Genomic DNA, 25,111 nt, shown 5'->3' on the forward strand with positions numbered 1-25,111 from the left:
TCAAAATAAAAAATATGATGAAGCACTAGACACTTATAATGATATATCATATAATAAGAATTGTAAATAAAAGATATATCATTAGGAGGGCTATTATGGCTTATACTGAAATACCACAATCTATTCAACACTTTATGGAACAAATGACACAAAAATGCCACGAAGCAAATCAACCTAGATGGGCAGAAAACTTCAATGCTGGATTTGCTAACACATTGTTAACGACTGTTCGTCGCTATGATGATGGAACTACGTTTCTTTTAACAGGTGATATTCCTGCTATGTGGTTAAGAGACTCAACAGCTCAATTTCGTCCCTACCTAGTCATTGCTAAAGAAGATGACGACATTCGTTCGCTTATTACTGGTCTAGTTAAACGACAATTTAAATACATTAACATGGATCCTTATGCCAATGCTTTTAATGAAACCCCTAACAATAAAGGACATCAAACCGATCATACTGAGATGACTCCTTGGATTTGGGAGAGAAAATATGAAATTGATTCATTATGTTATCCTGTCCAATTAGCTTATCTTTTATATAAACAAACAGGCGAAACCTCTCAGTTTAATGAAGAATTCCATGAAGGCGTAAAAAAAATACTATCCGTATGGGAAACAGAACAACATCATGACCAATCTCCTTATTGTTTTGAAAGAGACACAACACGATTGGAGGATACGTTAACTCATGACGGAAAAGGCACACCTGTTGACTATACTGGGATGACATGGTCTGGTTTTAGACCAAGCGATGATGCGTGTCAATATGGTTATCTTGTCCCATCAAATATGTTTGCTGTGGTGGTTTTAGGCTATATTGTTGAACTCTATTCAACCTTATTTACAGATATGACTGTGCTAGAACAAGCAAATAAACTAAAAAAAGAAATCGATGATGGGATTAAAGAGCATGCTATTGTAGAAAATAATGATGGCGAGAATATCTTTGCTTATGAAGTAGACGGAAAAGGACATTATTCTATTATGGATGATTCAAATGTGCCGAGTTTAATGGCCGCTCCTTACCTTGGCTATCTAGATAAAAACGATCCACTCTATCTTTCAACTAGAAAAACGTTACTAAGTAAAGAAAATCCTTATTTTTATGAGGGTGAATTTGCTAAAGGGATTGGCAGTTCGCACACACCAGAAAACTATGTTTGGCCGATTGCTTTAGCTATAGAAGGTCTAACAACAGATGATAAACAAGAAAAAGAACGGATTTTAAATTTACTCGTTGATTGCGATGGTGGCACACACTTGATGCACGAAGGATTTGACGTTAATAATCCAAATCACTTTACCCGAGAATGGTTTTCTTGGGCGAATATGATGTTTTGCGAACTCGTTATGGATTACTTTGATATCACCATTGAGGCACATTACAACTAAACAAGGGAGATTCTGACATGAAAAATAAAAAAGTGTATATCATATCTCATAGTCATTGGGATAGAGAATGGTACTTACCTTACGAGCAACATCATATGAGACTGATTCGTTTGATGGATGATTTACTAGAAATTTTTGAAACCAATCCAGATTTCAATAGTTTTCACTTGGATGGCCAAACGATTATTTTAGATGACTACCTACAAGTACGTCCTGAAAAAAAAGAAGCGGTAGAACGTGCCATTAAAAACGGAAAATTACGGATTGGTCCATTTTATATTTTACAAGACGATTTTCTTATTAGCAGTGAAGCCAATACACGTAATACGCTGATTGGTCTAGAAGAAAGTAAAAAATGGGGCAAGCCTGTCATGTTGGGTTACTTCCCTGATACCTTTGGAAACATGGGACAAACACCTCAAATGATGAAAGAAGCAGGGATTAAAGCGGCTGCCTTTGGACGTGGTGTCAAGCCAACTGGATTCAACAACGCTGTGATCAATGACGAAAAATACGCATCTCAATTTTCTGAAATGTGGTGGGAAGGACCTGATAGCACTAAAATATTTGGCTTATTATTTGCCAACTGGTACAGTAACGGCAATGAAATTCCAACAACGAAAAAAGAAGCAATTGAATTTTGGGAGAAAAAATTGGCAGACGCTAACCAATATGCTTCAACGGATCATCTTTTAATGATGAATGGTGTGGATCATCAACCTGTTCAAAAAGATGTGACACAAGCCATCGCTTTAGCTAACGAGCTCTATCCAGACATTGACTTTATTCATAGTAATTTTGATGATTATTTAGCTGCTGTCATGTCTGATTTACCTGACAACTTGAGTACCGTGACTGGGGAATTAACGTCACAAGAAACGGATGGTTGGTACACATTAGCTAACACGGCTTCTGCTAGAATTTATATCAAACAAAAAAATACTGAAGTCCAACGACAATTAGAAAATATCACAGAACCATTGGCAACTATGGCCTATGACATGACAAAATCTTATCCACATGATGAGCTTCGTTATGCTTGGAAAACCTTAATGCAAAACCACCCACACGATAGTATTTGTGGATGCAGTGTGGATGAGGTTCATCGTGAAATGATGTCACGTTTTGATAAGGCTCTAGAAGTTGGTAAATACTTAGCAGATGAGGCTACTTTGGCTTTAACAAGCAATATTGACACAAGTAACTTACCAACAAATAGTAAACCGTTTGTTGTTTTTAATACAGCTGGTGTCGAAAAAAATGAAGTCATTGAAACAACGATTGAATGGATGCGTCGCCCGTTTTCTCAAGGGAAGTCGAATGAGTTATATGATGAATTAAAACAAATCGCCAAAACATTAAATGAATTTCATGTAGTAGATAGTGATGGAACTATTATTCCAAGTGAATTAGTGACTGTGGATGTCTCTTTTGATTACGATTTACCAACTGATCGTTTTAGAATTCCTTATATGGCAATTTTTGTAACAATCAGATTATCTCTTGCGTCATTCAATGAAATGAGTTGGCAGTCATTTGCCTTAGTCGAAGGGGCATCCCAAGCTAAGGATAAGACTTTGTTTGATAAAAACACTCAAACGATTGAAAATGATTATATTAAAGTGGCTATACAAAATAATGGACTGATTGATATAACCAATAAAGAAACCAACATCACTTACCCAAGTGGATTAATATTTGAAAATGTAGGAGATGTTGGAAATGAATATATTTTTAAACAGCCAGAAAATGATACTCCTTTATATGCACATGATTTTCCTACAACAATTAACGTCGTAACAGATACACCATTAGTATGTGAAGTGTTGATTGAACAGCAAATGATGATTCCACTTTCAGCGGAAGACTTATTACAAGAGGAAATGAAAGCTGTCATTGAAATGCGGGATAGACAAGCACAACGCAGCAAAGATTTAGGCACACTTACTCTTGAAACAACTTTAAGGGTAGAAAAGAATAATCGTCAAATTAAATGTCACACTGAATTTGATAATCAAATGCGAGACCATCGCTTACGCGTTCTTTTCCCGACTGATTTAACCACAGAAACTCATGTTGCCGAAAGTATTTTTGAAGTAGTTGAAAGACCAAATACTGTACAAAATAAACATTGGGAGAACCCAACAAATCCACAACATCAACACTCGTTTGTAGCGTTAAGAGATGAAAAAAATGGTATCACCATATCAAATTACGGTTTAAATGAGTATGAAATTCTAACTAACAATACTATTGCTGTGACATTGCTACGTGCTGTTGGTGAATTAGGGGATTGGGGGTATTTCCCAACGCCAGAAGCTCAGTGTCTTGGCAAACAATCGGTTGATTTTGCCATAGAAGTCACAACTGAAAACACATTATTTGATTCTTACAAACGTGCTCAAAGTTTCCAAATCCCAACAACAGTCAAACAAACAACACGTCACACAGGCGTGTTAGCTCCTAATTATCAATTCTTATCCATTGATGGTAAACAATTTGCATTGACTGCTCTTAAAAGACAAGAGTTTGGAGAAGATATTATTACAAGAGGATTTAACTTATCCAATCAAACCTCTTCTACTCTTAACCTAGAAATAAATGAGTACACACCGTTTGAAGCCAATATGATTGAAGAATTTAAAGAAAACACATCGGTATCTACTACCATTGAGCCAGCTAAAATCCAAACATTACGTTGGAAAAAGAAATAAAAATAACACTCTATTTAGTCAGATGATTAAATAGAGTGTTTTTCGTTATTTCATTAATCCTTCATGAATGGTATCTAAATTCCATTTCAACATATCATAATAAGTATCTCCTGTTTCACCTTTTTTCGCTAATGAATCAGTAAATATTGTATCGTAAATTGGAATACCTGTTTCTCGTGAGACAGTCTCCATACTGCGAGCATCCACGCTTTGTTCAACAAATAGGTTGGGCACTTTTGTTTGTTTAATCTTATCAATGATTTGACTCATCTGATCAGGTGTCCCTTGGTTTTCTGTGTTGATTTCCCAAATATACGCTGCATTTACCCCGTAAGCTTTTGAGAAATATTTAAATGCGCCCTCACTGGTTACAAGTAGATTTTTATCTTTTGGAATATCGGCAAATCGGCTGGTATTTTCATTATGTAAGGCTTCTAGTTTTTCTGTATAAGCTTTGGCATTTTTCTCATAATCTTCTTTATGTTTTACATCTTTCTCAGCTAAAACATCCTTGATGTTATTCACATAAGTGATACCATTTTTTAATGATAGCCAAGCATGAGGGTCTTGCTCACTTTCTTGCCCCTCACTCGTTAGATACATTGGCTCAACATTTTTACTGACAACAAAATAATCTTCATTTTCTTTTTTCTTACTTGTTTGCATTAATTTTAAGAACCAGCTATTGCCACCTGTTTCAAGATTCAACCCATTATAGAAAATCACATCCGCATCGGTTGATTTTGAGATATCCTCAGGAAGTGGCTCATATTCATGTGGGTCTGTACCCCTAGAAACAATACTGTGAACATCAACATGTTCCCCACCCACATTTTCAACCATATCTGCAATAATCGAATTCGTTGCTACTACTTTAAACTTATCATTCGCTGAATTTTTCTCTGTAGATGATTCTCCCGTTGAGCATCCAGCTAAAAAGAATACCATTAACCCTGCTATAAGACTTGATAAAATAAGACTAGACTTCTTCAATGACAACTTCCTCTTTTCTTTTAAAAATAAATCCTTGTTTTGGGGAAAATATAAACGCCATGATAAAAAATACAACAGTGGTCAGAACAATAGTGGCTCCTGAAGCTAAGTTATAGGAATAGCTAAAGAATAAGCCAATCACGGCACTAATGGCACCTAAACTACTAGCAAGCACAATCATCGTTGATAGCTTATCCGTTAACAGATAAGCTGTAGCAGCAGGTGTCACAAGCATAGCAACCACCAAAATAGTGCCGACTGTTTGTAGGGATGATACTGCAACGAGCGTTAAGAAAAACATTAACGCATAATGAATGACTTGAACTTTTAATCCGTATGCTTGTGCCATGACTGGATCAAATGAGCTGACTAATAATTCTTTATAAAATAAAACCACAAATAAAATGACAGCAACCGCAACGGCTAATGTTGTGTACATATCACTTGGTTTAACAGCTAATACATTTCCAAATAGAATATGATATAAATCGGTCGAGCTTTCGGCAAATGAGATTAAAATAATCCCTAAAGCGAAAAATGAACTAAAGACAATCCCGATAGCTGTATCGTTTTTTAATTTACTTTTTTGTGTCACAAAACCAATCAATCCTGCTGCCATTATTCCAAAAATTGATGCTCCTATCATGTAGCTACCACCAAGCATATAAGACACCGCAACTCCAGGTAATACTGCATGAGAAATCGCATCTCCCATCAGAGACATTCCTCTTAAAATAATAAAGCTCCCAATCACACCTGATACAACACCTACGATGACAGACGTGATTAAGGCGTTTTGTAGAAAATCATATTTTACTAAACCTTCAATAAAATGTTGTATCATTAGTCATTCACTCCTTTAATTACAATTTCACCCATTGTTTCCCCGTAAGCTTGTTGGATTGTTGAAGTCGTAAATGTTTTTGATACTGGACCACTGGCGATTAACTTTTTATTTAAAATAATTAAGTTGTCAAAGTACTCTTTGGTTTTATGTAAATCATGATGAACAATCACAATTGTTTTCCCTTCATCTCTCAACTCTTGTAATAGTTCAACAATTAATTTTTCACTCACCATGTCAATCCCTACAAATGGTTCGTCTAAAAAGATAATATCTGCATCTTGTGCTAAAGCTCTTGCAATAAATACGCGTTGTAATTGTCCACCTGATAGATTTCCTATTTGTCGTTTAGCAAAGTTCTCCATTTTTACTTTTTCAAGCGACTCTTTTACTTTTTGTCGATCCTCTTTTTTAGGTCGACGGAATAATCCTAAATTAGGATATGTGCCTAACAGGACCGTTTCATCAACTTTTATTGGAAAAGTTAAATCTATGACACTTCGTTGTTCAACGTAAGCCACTTTCTTTCTGATTAAATCAATGGACTGACCACCTATCGTGACACGACCACTGTCTGTTTTAATCAGTCCAATAATACTTTTTAAAAAAGTCGACTTACCTGCACCATTAGGTCCGATAATCCCTGTGATTTTTCCAGGCTCAATGGATAAACTGATATCTTCTAAAGCTACTTTAGCTTGATATGATACTGATATATGTTGTACATCTATTGGTTCATGAGTTAAATACTCATAAGACATTGTTAATGCTTCTTCTTGCATTTCTTTCACCTTTTCTATTTTTTGGATTAGTTTAAATATTTTTTAGGCTAACCTAAACTAAAAACCATTATAACAAATGAGAATCATTTTCACAACTCTATTGTTTATAAAAATACATAAAAAAATAGGCGACTATAACATACAGTCGCCTCAATAGATGTTTATTTAATTAAAAGAACCGCTTATATAAAAGAAATATATGCCTATCATAATAAAAATAATACCGATTGTAATCGCAATAAAACCTATTAGACGGTACGTCTCTTCCATTATGCTTACACCTTTCTTAACTAATTAACTTAACAATCACTAAAAATAAACTAGATAAAATAGCTGTACTATTAAACAATAAATGGGCAATAACTGGTACCCAAATATTTTTTGATAGCAAATACATTAAACCAAATACCAAACCAGCGAAAGCGTACGGCATACTAGCTATAAAACTGCCACCAAAATTATAGTAATGAGAAAAACCAAATAATATACTAGATAAAATTAACATGATAGATACTAACATCTTATTAGATTTGTATACATACATACCTTCATAGCGATAAGTTATTTCTTCAACAAAGGCTACAATTAAATCAACTATACCAGCTAATACAGAAAACAAAAGTCCTAATGCTGTATTAATATCATAAGCATAACTATACACCGGATTTTTTGGAATAAATTGATTAAAAAACGGTCTAGTGATTTGAATAATAAATGAAACTAAAATTAATGTGATCACAACGTATAATATATGGCGCCATTTCATCTTTTTAAAGTCTTTCCATTGATGTGATAACATTTCTTTTTTTGTGTTGATATCTCTTAAAAATAAACCAATAAACCAAAATACTGAAATAAAAAAATAGATATAACCATTTGTCCCTGCTATCGTTCTTGACAAGGTTAATATTAACAATGTTCCTATAAAAATAATGATGACTGATATAAAAGATTTTCTCATACTACTGTCTTTCATTGTTCATTTCTCCCTTCAAAAAACAACAAGTAAACCTAACTTACATAGTGTATCTAGGTTTGCTTATTATTTCAAGTATTTACTTTTAGATATAGAAAAGATTTTCTGATGAAAAGACTGGGTCACTGGTCACATTTATGCCCAATTTTTTAAGAACCTGTTCATCATCTTTGTTCAGCATAACGGTTGAGTGTGCTTCAACTCCGTCAAGATTAGCCAATTGTTCATAAGCTAGTTGAGCTGTTGGGTTCGTTACAGCGCTTATTGATAACGCAATTAGGACTTCATTGGCGTTTAAAGCAGTCATTTTATTGCCTAATTCGTCCACTTTCATTTTTTGAATGGTTTCTAAAATAACAGGAGACAATAATAAAATGTCATCTGAAATATTAGCTAAACGTTTAATTGAGTTTAAAATAGCAGCAGCTGAGGCATCCATCAAATCTGATGTACGACCTGTTACAATTTCTCCAGTTGATAATTCAAACGCCATAACTGACATTGGGTTAACAGCCTCTTCACCTTCAGTCATTTCTTTCAACTTGTCAGCATACTCTCTTGCAGGAAGTACTGGACGACGATCTTCTTTTTTAAGTTCCATCTCTTCCATAATAAGTTGAATACGATTAACCACGTCCTCGTCAACCATTCCACGTTTATAAAAACACTCTGTATCAAAGCAACGACGAATAATTTCTTCTTTTGAAGCTTCTTTAACCACATCATCATCGATTATACCAAAGCCAACTCGGTTTACACCCATATCTGTCGGTGATTTAAAGACTGACTCTTGGTTAGTGATTCGTTCAATAATTCGCTTAATAACTGGGAATGTTTCGATATCACGATTATAGTTAACTGCAACCTCACCATAGGCTTCAAAATGGAATGAATCAATCATGTTCACGTCTTTCAAATCCACAGTTGCCGCTTCATAGGCGATATTTAACGGGTGTTTTAATGGGATATTCCAAACTGGAAATGTTTCAAATTTTGAGTACCCTGCCACTCGTCCTAAACGATTTTCATGATAGATTTGGCTTAAACTTGTTGCCAATTTTCCACTACCAGCTCCTGGAGCCGTGATAACGACAATTGGTTTTGTTGTTGGTATATATGGGTTTTTTCCAAAGCCTTCATCACTGACTATTTGGTCAATGTTATATGGGTAACCGTCAATTGCTTCATGCGTATAAACTTTAATATTTCGTTTTTCTAATTTGTTAATAAAGATTTTCGTTGAAGGTTGGCCACTGTAACGTGTGATTAACACACTGTTAACAGATAAGCCATACTCATTAAACTCATCAATTGATTTTAAGATATCCATGTCATACGTGATGTTGTAATCACCGCGAATTTTATTGCGCTCAATATCTCCAGCATACACACAAATAATGACTTCTGCTTTATCTTTTAATTTTTGTAGTATTTTGATTTTTGAGTCTTCATCAAAACCTGGCAACACACGTTTTGCATGTTTATCTCCGATTAATTTACCACCAAACTCTAAATATAATTTATCATAATTATTTACACGTTCTAAAATAAATTTTGATTGCTCTTCAATGTATTTCTGAGAATCGAATCCTAGCTTTTTCATGGTTTTCCTCCTTAAAAGTTAGGATAAGTGGTAACATTGCAACCAACAATGATTAACACTTAACTTAACTTTTTCTCTCATTTTTGTAACATATCTTGTGTCGTTTGTCTGGATCATAAAAAATAATAAATTTTTACTCTTCTTTAGTACAATGTTAATCCTACTGCCCATTTAATAATTTATCCCTAAACTAATCATTACTATAATACATACATTATCATACTCATTTTTTATAATCTAAATATATCATGATAATATGTATTTTTTATTAACGTTCTAGTTATTTAAGCTAGCTCTAATAAATCCATTAAATAACGGATGACTTCTATTTGGACGTGATTTGAATTCGGGATGAAATTGACTTGCAACAAAGAAATCATTTGCTGGAATTTCAACTATTTCAACTAAACGATTGTCTGGTGAAACACCTGAAAAGACCATTCCCGCTTGTTCAAATGACTCACGAAATGCGTTATTAAATTCATAACGGTGGCGATGACGTTCACTGATTAACTCTTCACCATTATATAAGTTACGTGTTTTAGTGTCTGGTTTCAACTCACATGGATAAGCTCCTAGACGTAACGTTCCTCCCATATCTTCTACACCTTCTTGATCTAACATTAAATCAATGATGTTATAAGGCGTTTCTGGTGCAGTTTCTTTTGAATCTGCTCCTTCAAGCATCAAGACGTTTCTTGCAAATTCAACACAGGCCATTTGCATACCCAAACAAATACCTAAGAAGGGAATATTATGTTCTCTGGCGTAGCGGATCGCTTCGATTTTCCCTTCAATTCCTCGGTCGCCAAATCCACCTGGCACAAGAACACCGTCTACTGTTGATAAATAATCAGAGACATTTTCTTTTGTGACATTTTCTGATTGAATCCACTCAATTTCGATGTTTGTATCATGTTCATATCCAGCATGTTTTAATGCTTCCACAACTGATAAATAAGCATCAGGTAACTCAACATATTTCCCAACTAATGCAATACGTGTTTTGTATTTTAAGTTTAGCACGTGTTTTGCCATTTCTTGCCACTCTGCCATATCTGCTTTAGGCGCTTCAATCCCTAAATGATCACACACAATATCATCCAATCCTTGTGCTTCTAAATTTAATGGAATATCGTACAATGTTTTCACATCTCTTGATTCAATAACTGCTTCTTCAGGCACATCGCAAAATTGTGCTAACTTTTGTTTCATTTCTTGTGGCACTTCTTCTTCTGTTCTAACAACTAAAATATCTGGTTGAATCCCAAGACTACGTAATTCTTTCACACTATGTTGTGTCGGTTTGGTTTTCATTTCCCCTGCTGCTCTTAAATAAGGAATCAATGTTGTGTGGATATATAATACATTATCTTTACCAACATCTGCTTTCATCTGTCTTAGTGCTTCTAAAAATGGTAAAGACTCAATATCGCCAACTGTTCCACCGACTTCAGTGATAATCACATCTGCTTCATTTGTATCAGCTGCTGCCATCATTTTTTCTTTGATTTCATTGGTAATATGTGGGATTACTTGGACTGTCGCACCAAGATATTCTCCTTTTCTTTCTTTTCTGATTACCTCAGAATAAACTTTTCCTGTGGTCACATTTGAGTGTTGATTTAAATTAATATCTATAAATCGCTCATAATGACCTAAATCTAAATCTGTTTCTGCCCCATCTTCAGTGACGAATACCTCACCATGTTGGTAAGGACTCATTGTTCCAGGATCAATGTTAATATAGGGATCAAATTTTTGAATAGTTACATTCAATCCACGATTTTTTAATAATCGACCTAACGATGCTGCTACAATCCCTTTTCCAATTGAAGATACCACTCCACCTGTTACAAAAATGTACTTTGTCATAACATTCGCCTCTTTTCATATATTTCTTGGGGAAGATACTTTTATAAAAAACAAAGAAAAGCCCCCTATTCGTATGAATAAGGGAGCTTTCATTTAAGTCTATCTGCCTCTATTTTTCAAGAGTGCCCAAAAAGTATGATACAAGGGTTTTGATGTTTCGTCAAGAATTTAATTATGACATTCATATAATTTTCATATCTTCCCTAACTTTTTCATAACCATCACTATCTAAATTAATCTCTTCTTTCTATCAACTGGTGTTGTTCTATTTCTAATATATTAATTATAGTATGATAATCACAAACACAACGGGTTTCACATAATCCTCTTGCAAAATCAATGGATAATAACCAAACAAACGCTTTAGTTTTTTTACTTTTTCTCTCTGTGATATAAAAATTATGATGAGTTCTCATTGCCTTTTTACTATTTTTTATTTAATTTTGTCAATAATATAAGTAATCCATTTAATACGACACCACACAAAATCCCAATTGCTAAGTTTCCTGTGTAAACAATAACAACGACAGTGACTAACATCGCAGTACTTTCAATCATTTCCCATGATTTTACTAACTGTAAACTTTTCCAATCAAATGTATCCCCTGCAACTGTTATCATAATTCCAATCAAAGCTGCCGTTGGAATCACCATCATGAGTGAGTTTAAAACAAAAATGAACAGTAATAACGTCGTACCTGATACAAATGTTGACAAACGTGTCCGTCCACCTGATTTAACATTTATCACAGCTTGCCCTATCATCGCACATCCAGCTTGGCCACCAAATAATCCCGTAATAAAATTAGCCAGTCCTTGTGCTTTCACTTCACGTTTACTATCACTAGTTGAGTTTGTCATCTCATCTACTATAGGAACTGTTAATAGTGTTTCCATTAGTCCGATAAACGTTAATGAAATGGCTGTTGGTAAGATTATCCACAGTGTTTCTAAACTCATTGGTACAAGTGGTAAGCCAAATGATACATCAAGTGAGGACATATTTCCTAAATCACCAACAGTAAAGAAACTACCTTTAAAAACAAATGATAAGATAGTCATGACCGTAATAATAATAAGTGCTGGTGGCACAACTTTAATCACTTTGGGTAGTAAATATATGGCTAATATACTAACAATAACCATGACATAGCCAATCACATTTTGTTCAGGTAATTGTTGAACTTGTGCTAAAAAAATTGAAATCGCTAATCCATTAACAAAACCTATCATGACACTTTTAGGTATGTGTTTCATGATTTTATGAATATTCAAATAACCTAAAATAAATTGAAATATACCTGTTAATATGGTAGCAGCAATCATATAGTTTAGCCCATGCGACTGTACTAATCCTGCAATTACTAAAGCCATCGATCCGGCTGCAGCAGATACCATAGCAGGTCTACCACCAGTTAACGTAATGACTAATAAGGTAATAGCTGAAGCAAATAATGCCGACATTGGATGAACTCCTGCGATAATGGCAAACCCTATTACTTCAGGTAAAATTGCGACCGATGACACTAATCCAGCAAAAATATTTTCACGTGGGTTTCCTACCCACTCATTCTTTTTTATACTAAGTAACACCTTTTTCCCTCCCTTAATTCTTTTCCAAGAAAATTATCATAACATATACTTTTGAATAATACACGTTTAAAAAATAAAAAAGCACCTCTGAAAAGAGATGCTTTATACGTCCGAACAAACAATGCTTATTTAAAATTACATGTGAATTGGCATACCTAATGCTAACTCAGCTGTATCCATAACAGCTTCAGATAATGATGGATGTGAGTGGATAGTTAAAGCGATATCTTCAGCATTCATTCCAGCTTCAACAGCTAAACCAATTTCTGCAATAATATCACTAGCACTAATACCAGCAACTTGTCCACCAACAATCACGTTGTCTTCTTTAGTTGTAACTAAACGTACAAATCCTTCAGTTTGGTTTAATGATAAAGCACGACCATTTCCACCTAATGAGAATTTAGATGCTTTCACGTTTAATCCAGCTTCTTTTGCTTCTTTTTCTGTCATACCAACAGTTGCCAATTCAGGATCTGTAAAGGCTACAGCTGGCATTGCACGATAATCAACTGCTACTGGTTCACCAGCAATGGCTTCTGCAGCAATTTTAGCTTCATAACTTGCTTTGTGAGCAAGTGCAGCTCCAGGAACGATGTCACCAATTGCAAAAATACTTTTCACGTTAGTGCGTCCTTGGTTATCAACTTTTACTAATCCACGATCAGTCATCTCAACGCCTAAGATTTCTAAACCTAAATCATCAGTGTTTGGACGACGACCTACAGTTACCATAACGTAATCTGCTTCAACTTTTTCTTCTTTACCGTCAACTTCATAAGTTACAGTCACGCTATCGCCATTGTCAACAGCTTCTTTAGCCATTGCTTTTGTGACAACTTTGATACCTTTGTTGTCAAATTCTTTTTCAACAAGTTTAACCATATCTTTTTCAAATGTTGGTAAAATTTGTGGAGAACCTTCTAAAATTGTTACTTCAGCACCTAGGTTAGCATATGCTCCACCTAATTCAGCACCGATAACGCCACCACCGACGATCACTAATTTTTTAGGAACTTCAGTTAAGCTTAATCCACCAGTTGAATCAATAATACGTCCACCAAATTTAAATCCTTTAATTTCGATTGGACGACTACCAGTTGCAACAATAGCATGATTAAATGAATAAGTTTGCGCATGGTCACCATCGATAACACGTAACGTATTTTCATCAACGAAGAATGCTTCCCCACGGATAATTTCAACTTTATTTTTCTTAAGTAAGAATTCAACCCCACCAGTTAATTTTGAAACTACTTGGTTGTTTTTCCATTCTTGAGTTTTAGAAAAATCAAGTGACACATTATCAGCAGTTACACCAAAAATAGCTGAATGCATTGCTTCTTGATATTTATGTCCTGCACTAATTAGTGCTTTTGATGGAATACATCCGACGTTTAAACAAACGCCGCCAATGTATTCTTTTTCAATAATGGCTACTTTTTGACCCATTTGTGCTGCACGAATTGCGGCAACATATCCACCAGGTCCTGCACCAATTACTACTGTATCTAATTCTAATGCGAAATCTCCTACAACCATTAACTATTCACCTTATCCTTCCATTAATAATAATTCTGGATCAGCTAATAAACGTTTAATATTGTTCATTGCTTTTTGTGCTGTTGCTCCATCAACGATACGGTGGTCAAAGCTTAATGATAATTTCATCATTCTTCCAACAACAATTTCTCCATCTGCATTCACAACAGGCTGTTGTGTAATAGTCCCAACACCTAAGATAGCAACTTCTGGGTAGTTAATAACCGGTGTAAACCAGCCACCACCAACAGAACCAATATTACTAATTGTTACAGTACCATCACGCATATCAGCTGCAGTTAATTTACCTTCGATAGCTAAAGCTGCTTTTTCGTTAATTTCATCTGCAATATCAAACATGCTCTTAGTGTTTGCTTGTTTAACGTTAGGTACATATAAACCATGATCAGTATCAGTTGCGATACCAATGTTATAGTAATGTTTGTAAACAATTTCGTTTGTTGCATCATCAATTGATGCATTTAATGTTGGGAATTTTTGCATAGTTGCAGTTAATGCTTTAACAACATATGGCAAGAAAGTTAATTTAGTATTTCTTGCTGCTGCAACATCTTTAAATTTCTTACGGTGATCCCATAATTTAGATACTTCAACATCATCATGTAATGTTACATGAGGAGCTGTATGTTTGCTGTTTACCATTGCTTTAGCAATTGCTTTACGTGTTGGAGTCATTTTTTCACGAACTTCAACTTCAGGCATACCAACAAATGGTGCTGCTGGTTTAGCAGTTTCTTTAGCTGGTGCAACAGCAACTTTTTCTTCAGATACAGCAACTTTTTCAGTTGATTGAGCTGCTGGTGCTGAACCAAAGTTATCAATATCAGATTTAACCACACGTCCACCTTTACCTGTTGGTGTTACTAACGTAATATCAACACCTTTAGCACGAGCATATTGACGTACTGATGGCATTGCTAATACACGAGCACTTGGTTTACCAGTTGGCTCACTTGGTGCTGCTGGTGTACTTGCAGTTGGAGCTGCAGCTGCTGGCGTTTCAGTAGCTGATGCACTTGTTGCAGGAGCATCGTTATGTCCTGGTGCATCAATTTCTACTAATACATCACCAACGTTTGCTACTGTTCCTTCTGGTACTAATACGTTAACGACTTTACCTGTTACAGGAGAAGGAATTTCTTCTACTGATTTATCATTTTGTACTTCTAACAATGTATCGTCTTCGTTGATTGTATCTCCAGCAGAAACAAACCATTTTACGATTTCACCTTCAGCAATACCTTCACCGATATCTGGTAATTTAAATTGGAACACGCCACCTGTGTTAGCTGCAGGAGCACTTGCTGCTGGTGCAGCTACTTCTTCAGCAGGTGCTACTGTTTCTTCTTCGTCTTCATGTCCTGGTGCGTCGATTTCAACTAACACGTCACCAACGTTTGCTACTGTTCCTTCTGATACAAGAACTTTTAATACTTTACCTGTTACAGGAGAAGGAATTTCTTCTACTGATTTATCATTTTGTACTTCTAATAACGTATCATCTTCGTTGATTGTGTCGCCTTCTTTAACAAACAATTTAACGATTTCGCCTTCTGCGATACCTTCACCAATGTCTGGTAATTTAAATTTAAAAGCCATCTGTTATTTTCTCTCCTTCTGTTGTGCATTCAGTTAATTTCAATTAAATTAGAATGAATGAATTTCTCTTACTTTTGCTTCGATATCTGATGCATTTGGTAACCATGCACCTTCTGCTTGACCAAATGGATATACTGTATCAGGTGCTGAAACACGTCCGATTGGTGCTTCTAAAGAAAGAACCGCTCTTTCTGAAATTTCTGAAACAACTTGAGCGCCAACTCCGGCTTGTCTTTGTGCTTCTTGAACGACTACAACACGTCCTGTTTTTTCAACAGAGGCAATAATTGTATCCACATCCAATGGAGCAACTGTTCTTAAGTCAATGATTTCAACAGAGATGCCATCTTTTTCTAAAGCTTCTGCTGCTTTGATTGCTTCACGAACCATTGCTCCGTAAGTAATAACTGAAACATCTGTTCCTTCTCGTGTTATAGCTGCTTTATCTAAAGGAACGGTATAAGCTTCTTCTGGAACTTCTTCACGGAATGAACGGTATAATTTCATGTGTTCTAAGAAAACAACTGGATCGTTGTCACGAATAGCTGAAATTAATAATCCTTTTGCATCATATGGATTACTTGGAATAACCACACGTACACCTGGTGATTGAGCGATTAACCCTTCTAAGTTATCCGCATGCATTTCAGGTGTATGAACACCACCACCAAATGGGGCGCGGATTGTAACTGGAATATTACGAGTACCACTCATACGGTAACGAGTACGAGCCATTTGCCCGATAATTTCATCCATTACTTCAAATACGAAACCAAAGAATTGGATTTCTGCAACTGGACGGAAGTTTTCTAAAGCTAAACCGAATGCTAAACCACCGATACCTGACTCAGCTAATGGTGTATCGAATACACGATCCACACCAAATTTTTCTTGTAATCCTTCAGTGGCACGGAACACCCCACCGTTATTACCAACATCTTCACCAAATACTAATACATCTGGATTTGCTTCAAGTTCTATTGCTAAAGCATCTGTAATTGCTTGAATCATTGTTTTTTGTGCCATGATTTAGTTCGACTCCTTTGCTTCAAATGTGTCAATTTGTTCTTGGATTAATTTAGGTGTTACTTCAAACATGTTTTTCAAGAAATCTGAAACTTTTTGTTTTGGTGCTGCATCAGCTGCTTTGATAGCTGTTTTGATTTCTTCTTTAGTTTGTTCAATAACTTGTTCTTCTTTTTCTTCAGACCATAAACCTTTTTCTGTTAAGTAAATTCTGAAACGAGTTAATGGATCTTTTGCATGCCACTCATCTTCAACTTCTTGAGTACGGTATCTTGTTGGATCGTCCCCTGATAATGTGTGTGGTCCATAACGGAATGTTAATGTTTCAATTAAAACTGGTCCGTTTCCTGCTGCTGCCCATTCACGAGCTGCTTTAGTTACTTTATATACTGCTAATGCGTCCATACCATCTACTTGAATACTTGGAATACCAGCTGCGATACCTTTTTGAGCTAATGTATTAGCGGCTGTTTGTAATTCACGTGGAGTTGAGATGGCATAACCATTGTTTTGAATAAAGAATACAGCGTTTGCTTTGTAAGCTCCTGCAAAGTTGATTCCTTCATAGAAATCACCTTGTGAAGAACCGCCATCACCTGTATAAGTAAATGCAACGTTTGGTTTGTTGCGTTTTTTAAGACCTAAAGCTACGCCAGCTGCTTGCACATATTGTGCTCCGATAATGATTTGTGGTGGTAAAGCTTGTAAACTCTCAGCATATTCACTACCTGCTGCATGCCCTCTTGACCATAAAAATGCATCTCTAAGTGGTAAACCATGTTGAATTAATTGTGGAACATCACGATATCCTGGTAATAACACATCTTCTTTATCCATAGCAAATTGACTTGCTAATTGACTTGCTTCTTGGCCAGCTGTTGGTGCGTAGAATCCTAAACGTCCTTGACGGTTTAATGCAGTTGAACGTTGGTCTAAAACTCTTGCCCATACCATTCTTGTCATTAATTCTACTAATTCTTCATCTGATAAATCAGGTAATAAATCTTTATTAACAACCTTACCATCTTTATCTAACACTTGAATCGTTGGAAAATCTGCGTTAATGTCTTCCATCAATGCTGCAAAATCAAGTGGGTTTACTTTTTTCTTAGCCATATTGTTACACATTCCTCTCTTTTTTACGTAATCATATTGGTTTCTCAAACAGGAAAAAAAACTGTATTACTTTTTTTCAATTTGACAAATTCAATTTAACATGACTTTATTCACATTGCAAGCAATCCGCTCGATTTTTTTATCTTAAAAACCTTATTGAATAACGTTGTGAAAACATAGTGAAAAATATCACTTTACAAGTTTTTTTATCTATCAAATTTAATTTCTATGTAAAAAAAACAAAAACTGTATCAGTTGAAACAAAAATCTGTTATATATAAAATTCTTTAAAAACGCTATCTTACATGGTTCCAGACTAACTCACTCTCTTATCTCAACAAATTTACCCTATTTACTAAAAAAAGAACCCTTTATCTCAAAGAGTTCTTTTAATTCAAAACATTATTGTTTTTTTATGAAGAAAGTGATTAAATTCACGTTATATCCATTTATGATATTTTTTTATATAAAGTTTTTTAATTAACTGTTGCAATACTAAATAAGAAAAGCTGATAACAATCAACCAAATCCAATACTCCCTTGGTAATTCGCCAAAATCAAATGCTTGTCTTAATGGTTCAAATAAAATAATACACAGCCCTGACCCGGTAGCTAACGCACTCATCATTAACATTTGTGGGCTAGCAACACTTTGGATGAAAGGTATTTTTTCCGTACGAATGACATGAACAACCAGTGTTTGCGTAAATAATCCAACTAAAAACCAACCAGATTGAAACACACTTTGCTGTGCAACTGTATTCGCACTTATCACAAACCACATCACAGCAAAGGTGATAATATCAAAAACACTACTGATTGGCCCAATGAAGAGAGTAAAATGCAACAGATTTTTTATATCAAATCTTACTGGTTTCATGATTTGCTCTTCATCGACATTATCCCATGGCATAGCAAGTTGCGAAATATCATACACTAAATTTTGAATCAACAATTGAATCGATAGCATAGGTAAGAATGGTAGAAACGCACTAGCAACTAAAACGGAAAAAACATTCCCAAAGTTAGAACTAATCGTAATCATGATATACTTCATCATATTTTTAAATACTTTACGTCCTTCTAACACACCATCTTCCAATACAACTAAACTTTTTTCAAGAAGAATGATGGAACTTGCTTCTTTTGTAATATCAGCCGCAGTATCAACTGAAATCCCAACATCTGCCGCTCTTAACGCTGGAGCATCATTGATTCCATCTCCCATAAACCCAACTGTTTCACCTTGATCTTTTAACGTATTAATAATTCTTGCTTTTTGCATTGGGTTTAACTTCGCAAATAGTTGCACGTCATTCACTGCTTGTTTTAATTCGTCATCCTCCATAGCGTCTATATCTGTCCCTATATAGGATTTACCGACTTCAATGCCGACATCACGACACACTTTTCGGGACACAATTTCATTATCTCCTGTTAATACTTTTACGTTAACTCCATGTTGATGCAAGGAAGAAATCGCTGTAACGGCTGATTGTTTTGCTGGATCTAAAAACCCAACAAACCCAACTAGTATCATATCAGATTCATCACTAACAGCATAAGTCGGTGTGTCATGGACGTCTCGTTTATAAGCGACCGTAATCACACGCATCCCTTGTTCATTCATTCGTCTGTTTACATCTGACATTTGTTCAATCAACTCATCAGTGAGTGGAACAATTTCGTCATCAATTTCAACATATGAACAAATGGCCGACATCTCTTCAACGGCTCCTTTAGTTATCATCAATTGATGGCCATCCCTTTTTAGTGCCACTGTCAAACGACGCCTAGAAAAATCAAATGGAATCTCATCTATTTTTTCAATTTTATCTGTTATCATTTTATCTGGATTGGTTTCATAATAATTAATAATGGCATGATCCATTAAATTTTTCCAACCTGTTTGATAGTTTGAATTGAGATAGGCCATGTCTAATACTTTTTGATTTGAATCCCCTAAAGGACTAACATGTTCTACTAATACCACTCGATCTTCTGTAATAGTTCCTGTCTTATCAGTACAAAGAACGGTCATTGACCCTAAGTTTTGAATAGCATTTAATTCTTTTACAATTACTTTTTTCTTAGCTAGTGTTTGTGACCCTTTGGCTAAGTTACTAGTCACAATCATCGGTAACATTTCTGGTGTTAACCCAACTGCAACTGCTATCGCAAAGAAGAACGCCTGTGTCCAATCCCCTTTTGATAAACCATTTATCAAAAATACGACTGGGAACAATACTGTTACCATTTTTAATAATAATTTACTGATACGATTTAGATCACGGTCAAAACTTGTTAACGCGCGGGCCGTACTAGCAGATTCCGCAATATCGCCAAAGAATGTATCTTGACCTGTTCTTAAAATAATGACTTCACCTTGACCACTCAAGATATCTGTCCCCATAAATACTAAATTATTTAGATCAATCGCTGAGGTATCTTCATCCACTTTTACATCGACCTTATCTGACTCAAATTTTTCAACAGGCATTGACTCCCCTGTTAAAGAAGACTGATTAACGAACAAGTCTTTCGTCCAAATAAGAACCCCATCAGCTGGTATCATATCTCCAGCTGATAAGTATACAATGTCTCCAGGTACCACATCTTCCATTGGTCTTTCTTTTATTTCGCCATCTCTTTTAACCGCACTAGTATGTTTCACCAAATTTTGTAATGACAGTGACTCTTTTTGTGCTTTGAAATCTTGAGCAAATCGAATAAATGCACTGATTAAAATCATCGTACTCATCACAAGAACCGCTTCAAAATCTTTTGTCAAAGCAGACACAACCAATAAAGCTGCTAAAACATAAATAAATGGATCCATAAAAGACTCCAGTAATACACGATACCAAGGTTTAGGCTTTTGTACATTTACCTTATTCTCGCCAAATTCATCTAGCCGTTTTTCAGCATCTTCAGAGCTAAGTCCATCAGGTGAAGTGCGAAACTCCATCATTAATTCCCTAGCACTTAAGTTAGATAACTTTTTTAACTCGTCATTCTTTTTATTTACTGATTCTTCTTTTGCCATGTGCATTCCTCCTACAACTAAAGTCTCTCCTTTATCATAACATGCATGAGAATTCTTTTCATTTAATCTGAGTTTTTATAAATAAAGTGTACATTATTTATAAAATAACAATAAAAAAACTTCATAATAAACAATTTATTGTACAAACACTCCTTATAGTATAACGTTTCAATCTATTTCCCCCTTCATATTGTAGCGTTATTAGTATTTTTATTATGTCATACACCTCGTTATTAAATCGTTGTTTATTTGTTGTATAAAAAAACAACCACAATCAATTGACTGTGGGTGTTGGTATTATCTATTCTTCTGTTTGTAATAATGTTTTTGCAATCACTGCAGAGATTAAACCACCTACTAATGGTGCTAAAATGTATAACCATAGTTGACTCATCGCGTCACCTCCAACAAATATTGCTGGCGATAAACTTCTCACAGGGTTTACTGACATGCCTGTTAAAGGAACCCCAATAAAATGTAACATTGTTAAAGTTAAACCAATTGCTAAACCATTATAAGAGGTTTCACCTTTTTTACTTGTCACAGACATAATAACAAATACTAAAATGGCTGTTAGCGTCATTTCAATGATAAATGCGCCTGTTGTTGAAATACCTTGATAAGTTGTTTGAGCTAGGTTATCTACACCTAAATCAGTCATTCCTAAAATCAATCTTAGTAACCCAGTACCAAGTATCGCTCCAATAATTTGTCCAACAACATAAACAATAAAATCTTGGACACCAAGACGTTTATTTACTAAAAAAGCTAGTGTTACAGCTGGATTCAAATGTGCCCCAGAAATTTGTCCGATTGTATTAGCAGCAACCATAATCGCTAAACCAAACCCTAGACCAATCCCCAACGTTCCAACAACATTACCACTTAATACTGCAGTACCTGTACCAATAAAGACTAAAAAGAATGTCCCTATTACTTCTGCTAACCCTTTTTTTATCAAAATACTTCCCCCTATATTTTACACTTACCTTATAATTCTCTCTCTGGACCTCTCCAAAGTGTCAATCATTTCTTTTCCTTCATTGTCCCACTGAATCATTCGATAAAAGGCATCATGATAGAAAATAAATTTATAGTTGTTTTCATAAGCTTCTTTTAATAATTTTTCTTTATTTGCTATCGATGTCATTGGGTAATCATCATAAGCTAGAACCCATAAAGGATTTTGATGAGCATGTGTTGGCATAATATCTGCCATATGAATCATCGTCTCACCTTGTTGTTCAAATTTTATCACAGCATGTCCATTACTATGCCCACCTGTATGAATTATTGTCAAACCTTCTGCTACTTCAATTGATTTGTCATAAGTAACCACTTGATCAACGATTGGTTCCCAATTATAGGCCCAATAAGTACTCTTCGAGCGTATATTAGGATGTTGCATTTCTTCCCACTCAATGGCTTGAACATATATTTTTGCATTTGGAAAGACAGATACATAACCACCATCGTCAGTTGGTTTAGTTAATCCAGTTGCATGGTCAAAGTGCATGTGAGTCATTAACAGAAAGTCAATGTCTTCAAAAGTCAATCCTAATTCTTTTAAAGATGACTCAACTTCAGACTCCCAAGCAACACCGAAAATCTTCTTTTGTTTATCCGTAAATTTTCCATTTCCTACACCAGCGTCAATCAAGTAATTTTTACCTTGATATTGAATTAATATAGGGTCTGTCGGTAACTCAATCTGATTTTTTTCGTTCACTGGATATTTTCTTGTCCAGACTGGTTTTGGTACAACACCAAACATCGCTCCACCATCCAAACAAGTCATTCCACCTTCTAACCAGGTTAATGTCATATCATGAAACGTTAATGTATCCATCTGATTTCCTCCTAGTAGTTGATTACATATAGTTCATTTCTTTAGCTTTTGCTTTTAATTCATCTCTAAATTTAGGATGAGCAATATTGATTAATCTTTCAGTTCGTTCAAAAATTGTACTACCCTTTAATTCTGCACTACCATATTCAGTTACAACTGTATCAATATCATTTTTTGATGTTGCAACAGGAGCACCTTCGAATAAAGTTGGTACGATTGTCGAAATCTCATCATTTTTAGCTGTCGAGTATAAACAAATAATTCCAGTACCACTCTCTGTTAAACGTACCCCTTTCATAAAATCAGATTGGCCGCCTGTCGACGAATAGTAAAGCCCTTTCACTCTTTCTGAATTACATTGACCAAGGAAATCAACTTCAATAGCAGAATTAATCGCAAATAAGTGTTTCATCTGACTAATTGTGTCAAAACTATTTGTGTAGTCACACGGTAACATTAAAATGTCTGGGTTATTATCCATGAATTCATAAAGTCGCTTGCTTCCGATGGCAAAAGTCGCAACTGACTTACCATTATGAATTTCTTTTGCACTATTGTCAATAACACCTTTTTCAGTTAAGTCAACTAATTTTTCAGGAAGCATTTCTGTATGCAATCCTAAATGTTTTTTCTCTGTCAAATATTCCATTACAGCATTAGGCATTGCACCAAAACCAATTTGCAATGTGTCACCATCTTTTACTTTTTTCGCAATTTCACGACCAACAGCTAAATCTTTTTCATTTGGTGTTGGACTAACAAGTTCTGGTAACTCAACATTATTTTCAATTAAAGCATCGACTTGGCTGATGTGAATTGTATTTTTTTCACCAAATGTTCTTGGCATATTTTCGTTCACTTCTAAAACAATTCGTTTAGCACCTTCGACTAATGAGGCAACGTAAGATGGACTAGTACCTAATGAAAAGTTTCCATCTTTATCCATTGGCGATACTGTTGCCATGATGACTAATTTGTCACCTTCACGTTTTTTCAAAATAGAAGGGATGTCAGAAAAATGATTTGGTAGCAAATCAATGTTTCCCGCATTCATTCCTTTTCTATCCATGCCTGATAAAAAGATTGAAATTTGGCGTAATTTTGATTTTTCTACATCAACTATTGGAAAACTAGGTAGCATACGATATAAAGAGTTACCCTCTAATGTATCCATTTCACGAATAGCATCTAATAATGCGGGTGGTTCACCTGGCATAATTGGAAAAATAATAGCATCTCCTGGTTCAATCACGCTGACTGCATCTTTTGCTGACTTAATTTTTTCATTATATAAGTTATCGTAATTCATAGTTAAACTCTCCTTATTATTGTCAGTATTTTCTGAATTTTCAGTTTTTTTCAAACTTGGGTTTACGTTTATTGACGAATGCATCCATACCTTCTGTTTGATCATTCGTTGAAAATAATGAGCCAAATACTTCTGCTTCAAGTCTTACTCCATTAGCTAAACTCATTTCAATACCCGAATCAATTGCTTCTTTACTTAGTTCTACCGCAAGTAGAGCATTTTTTCTAATTTGATTAGCTAAATCCATTGCTTCTGTTTGTAAATCATCAAAACTAACCACTTTATTTACTAATCCTATTCTTAAAGCATCATCAGCTGACACAATTTTACCTGTGAAAATTAATTCTTTTGCTATACCTATTCCCACAAGTCTTGTTAATCGTTGCGTGCCACCAAATCCTGGTATAATCCCTAATCCAACTTCTGGTTGACCGAATTTTGCATTGTCTGAAGCAATTCTCATATCACACGCTAAAGCTAATTCACAACCGCCACCTAAAGCAAATCCATTCACACAAGCAATCGTTGGTTGTCTTAATGTGCTTAGTTTTAAAAAGACATTATTCCCAATTTCTGAAAATGCACGTCCTTCAAACACTGTTTTATCTTTCATCTCTGAAATATCTGCTCCAGCAACAAAAGCTCTTTCACCTGTTCCTGTTACTAATAACACATCGATGTCTTGTCTAGAGCTCACTTCATCAATGGCTTTATCTATTTCTTCTAAAACTCCTGTGCTTAGAGCATTCAACATTTTAGGTCGTTCGATTTTTAATGTCCCAACACCATTTTCAGCAGATAAACTTAAGTATTTATATGTTTTCAT

18 protein-coding genes are annotated in these 25,111 nt (G+C 35.1%); 2 read left to right on the forward strand and 16 right to left on the reverse strand.

Translation table 11 applies throughout. The annotated features are described in order from the left end of the window. Positions 1–95: 95 nt before the first annotated feature. Complete coding sequence (locus tag MN581_RS06030) at positions 96–1,397, forward strand: glycoside hydrolase family 125 protein (protein ID WP_241699403.1); 1,302 nt, start codon at positions 96–98, stop codon at positions 1,395–1,397. Positions 1,398–1,414: 17 nt separating this feature from the next. Next, a complete protein-coding gene (locus MN581_RS06035) occupies positions 1,415–4,111 on the forward strand; it encodes an alpha-mannosidase (protein ID WP_241699404.1) in 2,697 nt (898 codons plus the stop codon). Positions 4,112–4,156: 45 nt separating this feature from the next. Here MN581_RS06035 and MN581_RS06040 read toward each other — a convergent pair whose 3' ends face one another. The 16 genes from MN581_RS06040 to MN581_RS06115 form a co-directional block, all read right to left on the reverse strand. Further along, positions 4,157–5,104 carry a metal ABC transporter substrate-binding protein gene (locus tag MN581_RS06040; protein WP_277756551.1) on the reverse strand — a complete coding sequence of 316 codons (948 nt, stop codon included), beginning with the start codon at positions 5,102–5,104 and terminating at the stop codon, positions 4,157–4,159. Further along, positions 5,091–5,948 (reverse strand): metal ABC transporter permease, encoded by an 858-nt coding sequence (locus MN581_RS06045; RefSeq protein WP_241699405.1) that lies wholly within the window; start codon positions 5,946–5,948, stop codon positions 5,091–5,093. Before MN581_RS06045 ends, MN581_RS06040 begins: the two co-directional genes overlap by 14 nt. Next, positions 5,948–6,730 (reverse strand): metal ABC transporter ATP-binding protein, encoded by a 783-nt coding sequence (locus MN581_RS06050; protein WP_241699406.1) that lies wholly within the window; start codon positions 6,728–6,730, stop codon positions 5,948–5,950. Before MN581_RS06050 ends, MN581_RS06045 begins: the two co-directional genes overlap by 1 nt. A gap of 286 nt (positions 6,731–7,016) precedes the next feature. Further along, on the reverse strand, positions 7,017–7,706 hold the full coding sequence (locus MN581_RS06055) for a type II CAAX endopeptidase family protein (RefSeq protein WP_071457402.1): 690 nt from the start codon (positions 7,704–7,706) through the stop codon (positions 7,017–7,019). A gap of 85 nt (positions 7,707–7,791) precedes the next feature. After that, a complete protein-coding gene (locus MN581_RS06060) occupies positions 7,792–9,309 on the reverse strand; it encodes a DUF1846 domain-containing protein (protein ID WP_117973211.1) in 1,518 nt (505 codons plus the stop codon). A gap of 276 nt (positions 9,310–9,585) precedes the next feature. After that, positions 9,586–11,184, reverse strand: a complete 1,599-nt coding sequence (locus MN581_RS06065; protein WP_241699407.1) for a CTP synthase — start codon at positions 11,182–11,184, stop codon at positions 9,586–9,588. A 426-nt stretch (positions 11,185–11,610) separates the two neighbouring features. Further along, the gene (locus MN581_RS06070) at positions 11,611–12,777 is read right to left on the reverse strand and encodes a SulP family inorganic anion transporter (protein ID WP_241699408.1); all 1,167 of its coding nucleotides are present in this window, start codon (positions 12,775–12,777) and stop codon (positions 11,611–11,613) included. A gap of 135 nt (positions 12,778–12,912) precedes the next feature. Next, positions 12,913–14,319, reverse strand: coding sequence for a dihydrolipoyl dehydrogenase (gene lpdA, locus MN581_RS06075; RefSeq protein WP_241699409.1), 1,407 nt, complete (start codon positions 14,317–14,319; stop codon positions 12,913–12,915). A gap of 12 nt (positions 14,320–14,331) precedes the next feature. Beyond that, positions 14,332–15,939, reverse strand: coding sequence for a dihydrolipoyllysine-residue acetyltransferase (locus MN581_RS06080; protein ID WP_241699410.1), 1,608 nt, complete (start codon positions 15,937–15,939; stop codon positions 14,332–14,334). A 48-nt stretch (positions 15,940–15,987) separates the two neighbouring features. Then, on the reverse strand, positions 15,988–16,965 hold the full coding sequence (locus MN581_RS06085; protein WP_241699411.1) for an alpha-ketoacid dehydrogenase subunit beta: 978 nt from the start codon (positions 16,963–16,965) through the stop codon (positions 15,988–15,990). A 3-nt stretch (positions 16,966–16,968) separates the two neighbouring features. Then, positions 16,969–18,081, reverse strand: a complete 1,113-nt coding sequence (pdhA, locus tag MN581_RS06090; RefSeq protein WP_117973217.1) for a pyruvate dehydrogenase (acetyl-transferring) E1 component subunit alpha — start codon at positions 18,079–18,081, stop codon at positions 16,969–16,971. Positions 18,082–18,520: 439 nt separating this feature from the next. Beyond that, entirely contained in the window at positions 18,521–21,127 is a 2,607-nt protein-coding gene (gene mgtA, locus MN581_RS06095) for a magnesium-translocating P-type ATPase (RefSeq protein ID WP_233519183.1), read from the reverse strand. Between the two features lie 301 nt (positions 21,128–21,428). After that, positions 21,429–22,085 (reverse strand): aquaporin, encoded by a 657-nt coding sequence (locus MN581_RS06100; RefSeq protein WP_117973429.1) that lies wholly within the window; start codon positions 22,083–22,085, stop codon positions 21,429–21,431. A gap of 27 nt (positions 22,086–22,112) precedes the next feature. Next, positions 22,113–22,976, reverse strand: coding sequence for an MBL fold metallo-hydrolase (locus MN581_RS06105; protein ID WP_117973219.1), 864 nt, complete (start codon positions 22,974–22,976; stop codon positions 22,113–22,115). 22 nt (positions 22,977–22,998) lie between these two features. After that, positions 22,999–24,285 carry an acetyl-CoA hydrolase/transferase C-terminal domain-containing protein gene (locus MN581_RS06110; protein ID WP_117973220.1) on the reverse strand — a complete coding sequence of 429 codons (1,287 nt, stop codon included), beginning with the start codon at positions 24,283–24,285 and terminating at the stop codon, positions 22,999–23,001. 40 nt (positions 24,286–24,325) lie between these two features. Further along, positions 24,326–25,111, reverse strand: coding sequence for an enoyl-CoA hydratase-related protein (locus MN581_RS06115; protein WP_117973221.1), 786 nt, complete (start codon positions 25,109–25,111; stop codon positions 24,326–24,328).

This window comes from Vagococcus sp. CY53-2, from assembly GCF_022604695.1.
Lineage (GTDB): Bacteria > Bacillota > Bacilli > Lactobacillales > Vagococcaceae > Vagococcus.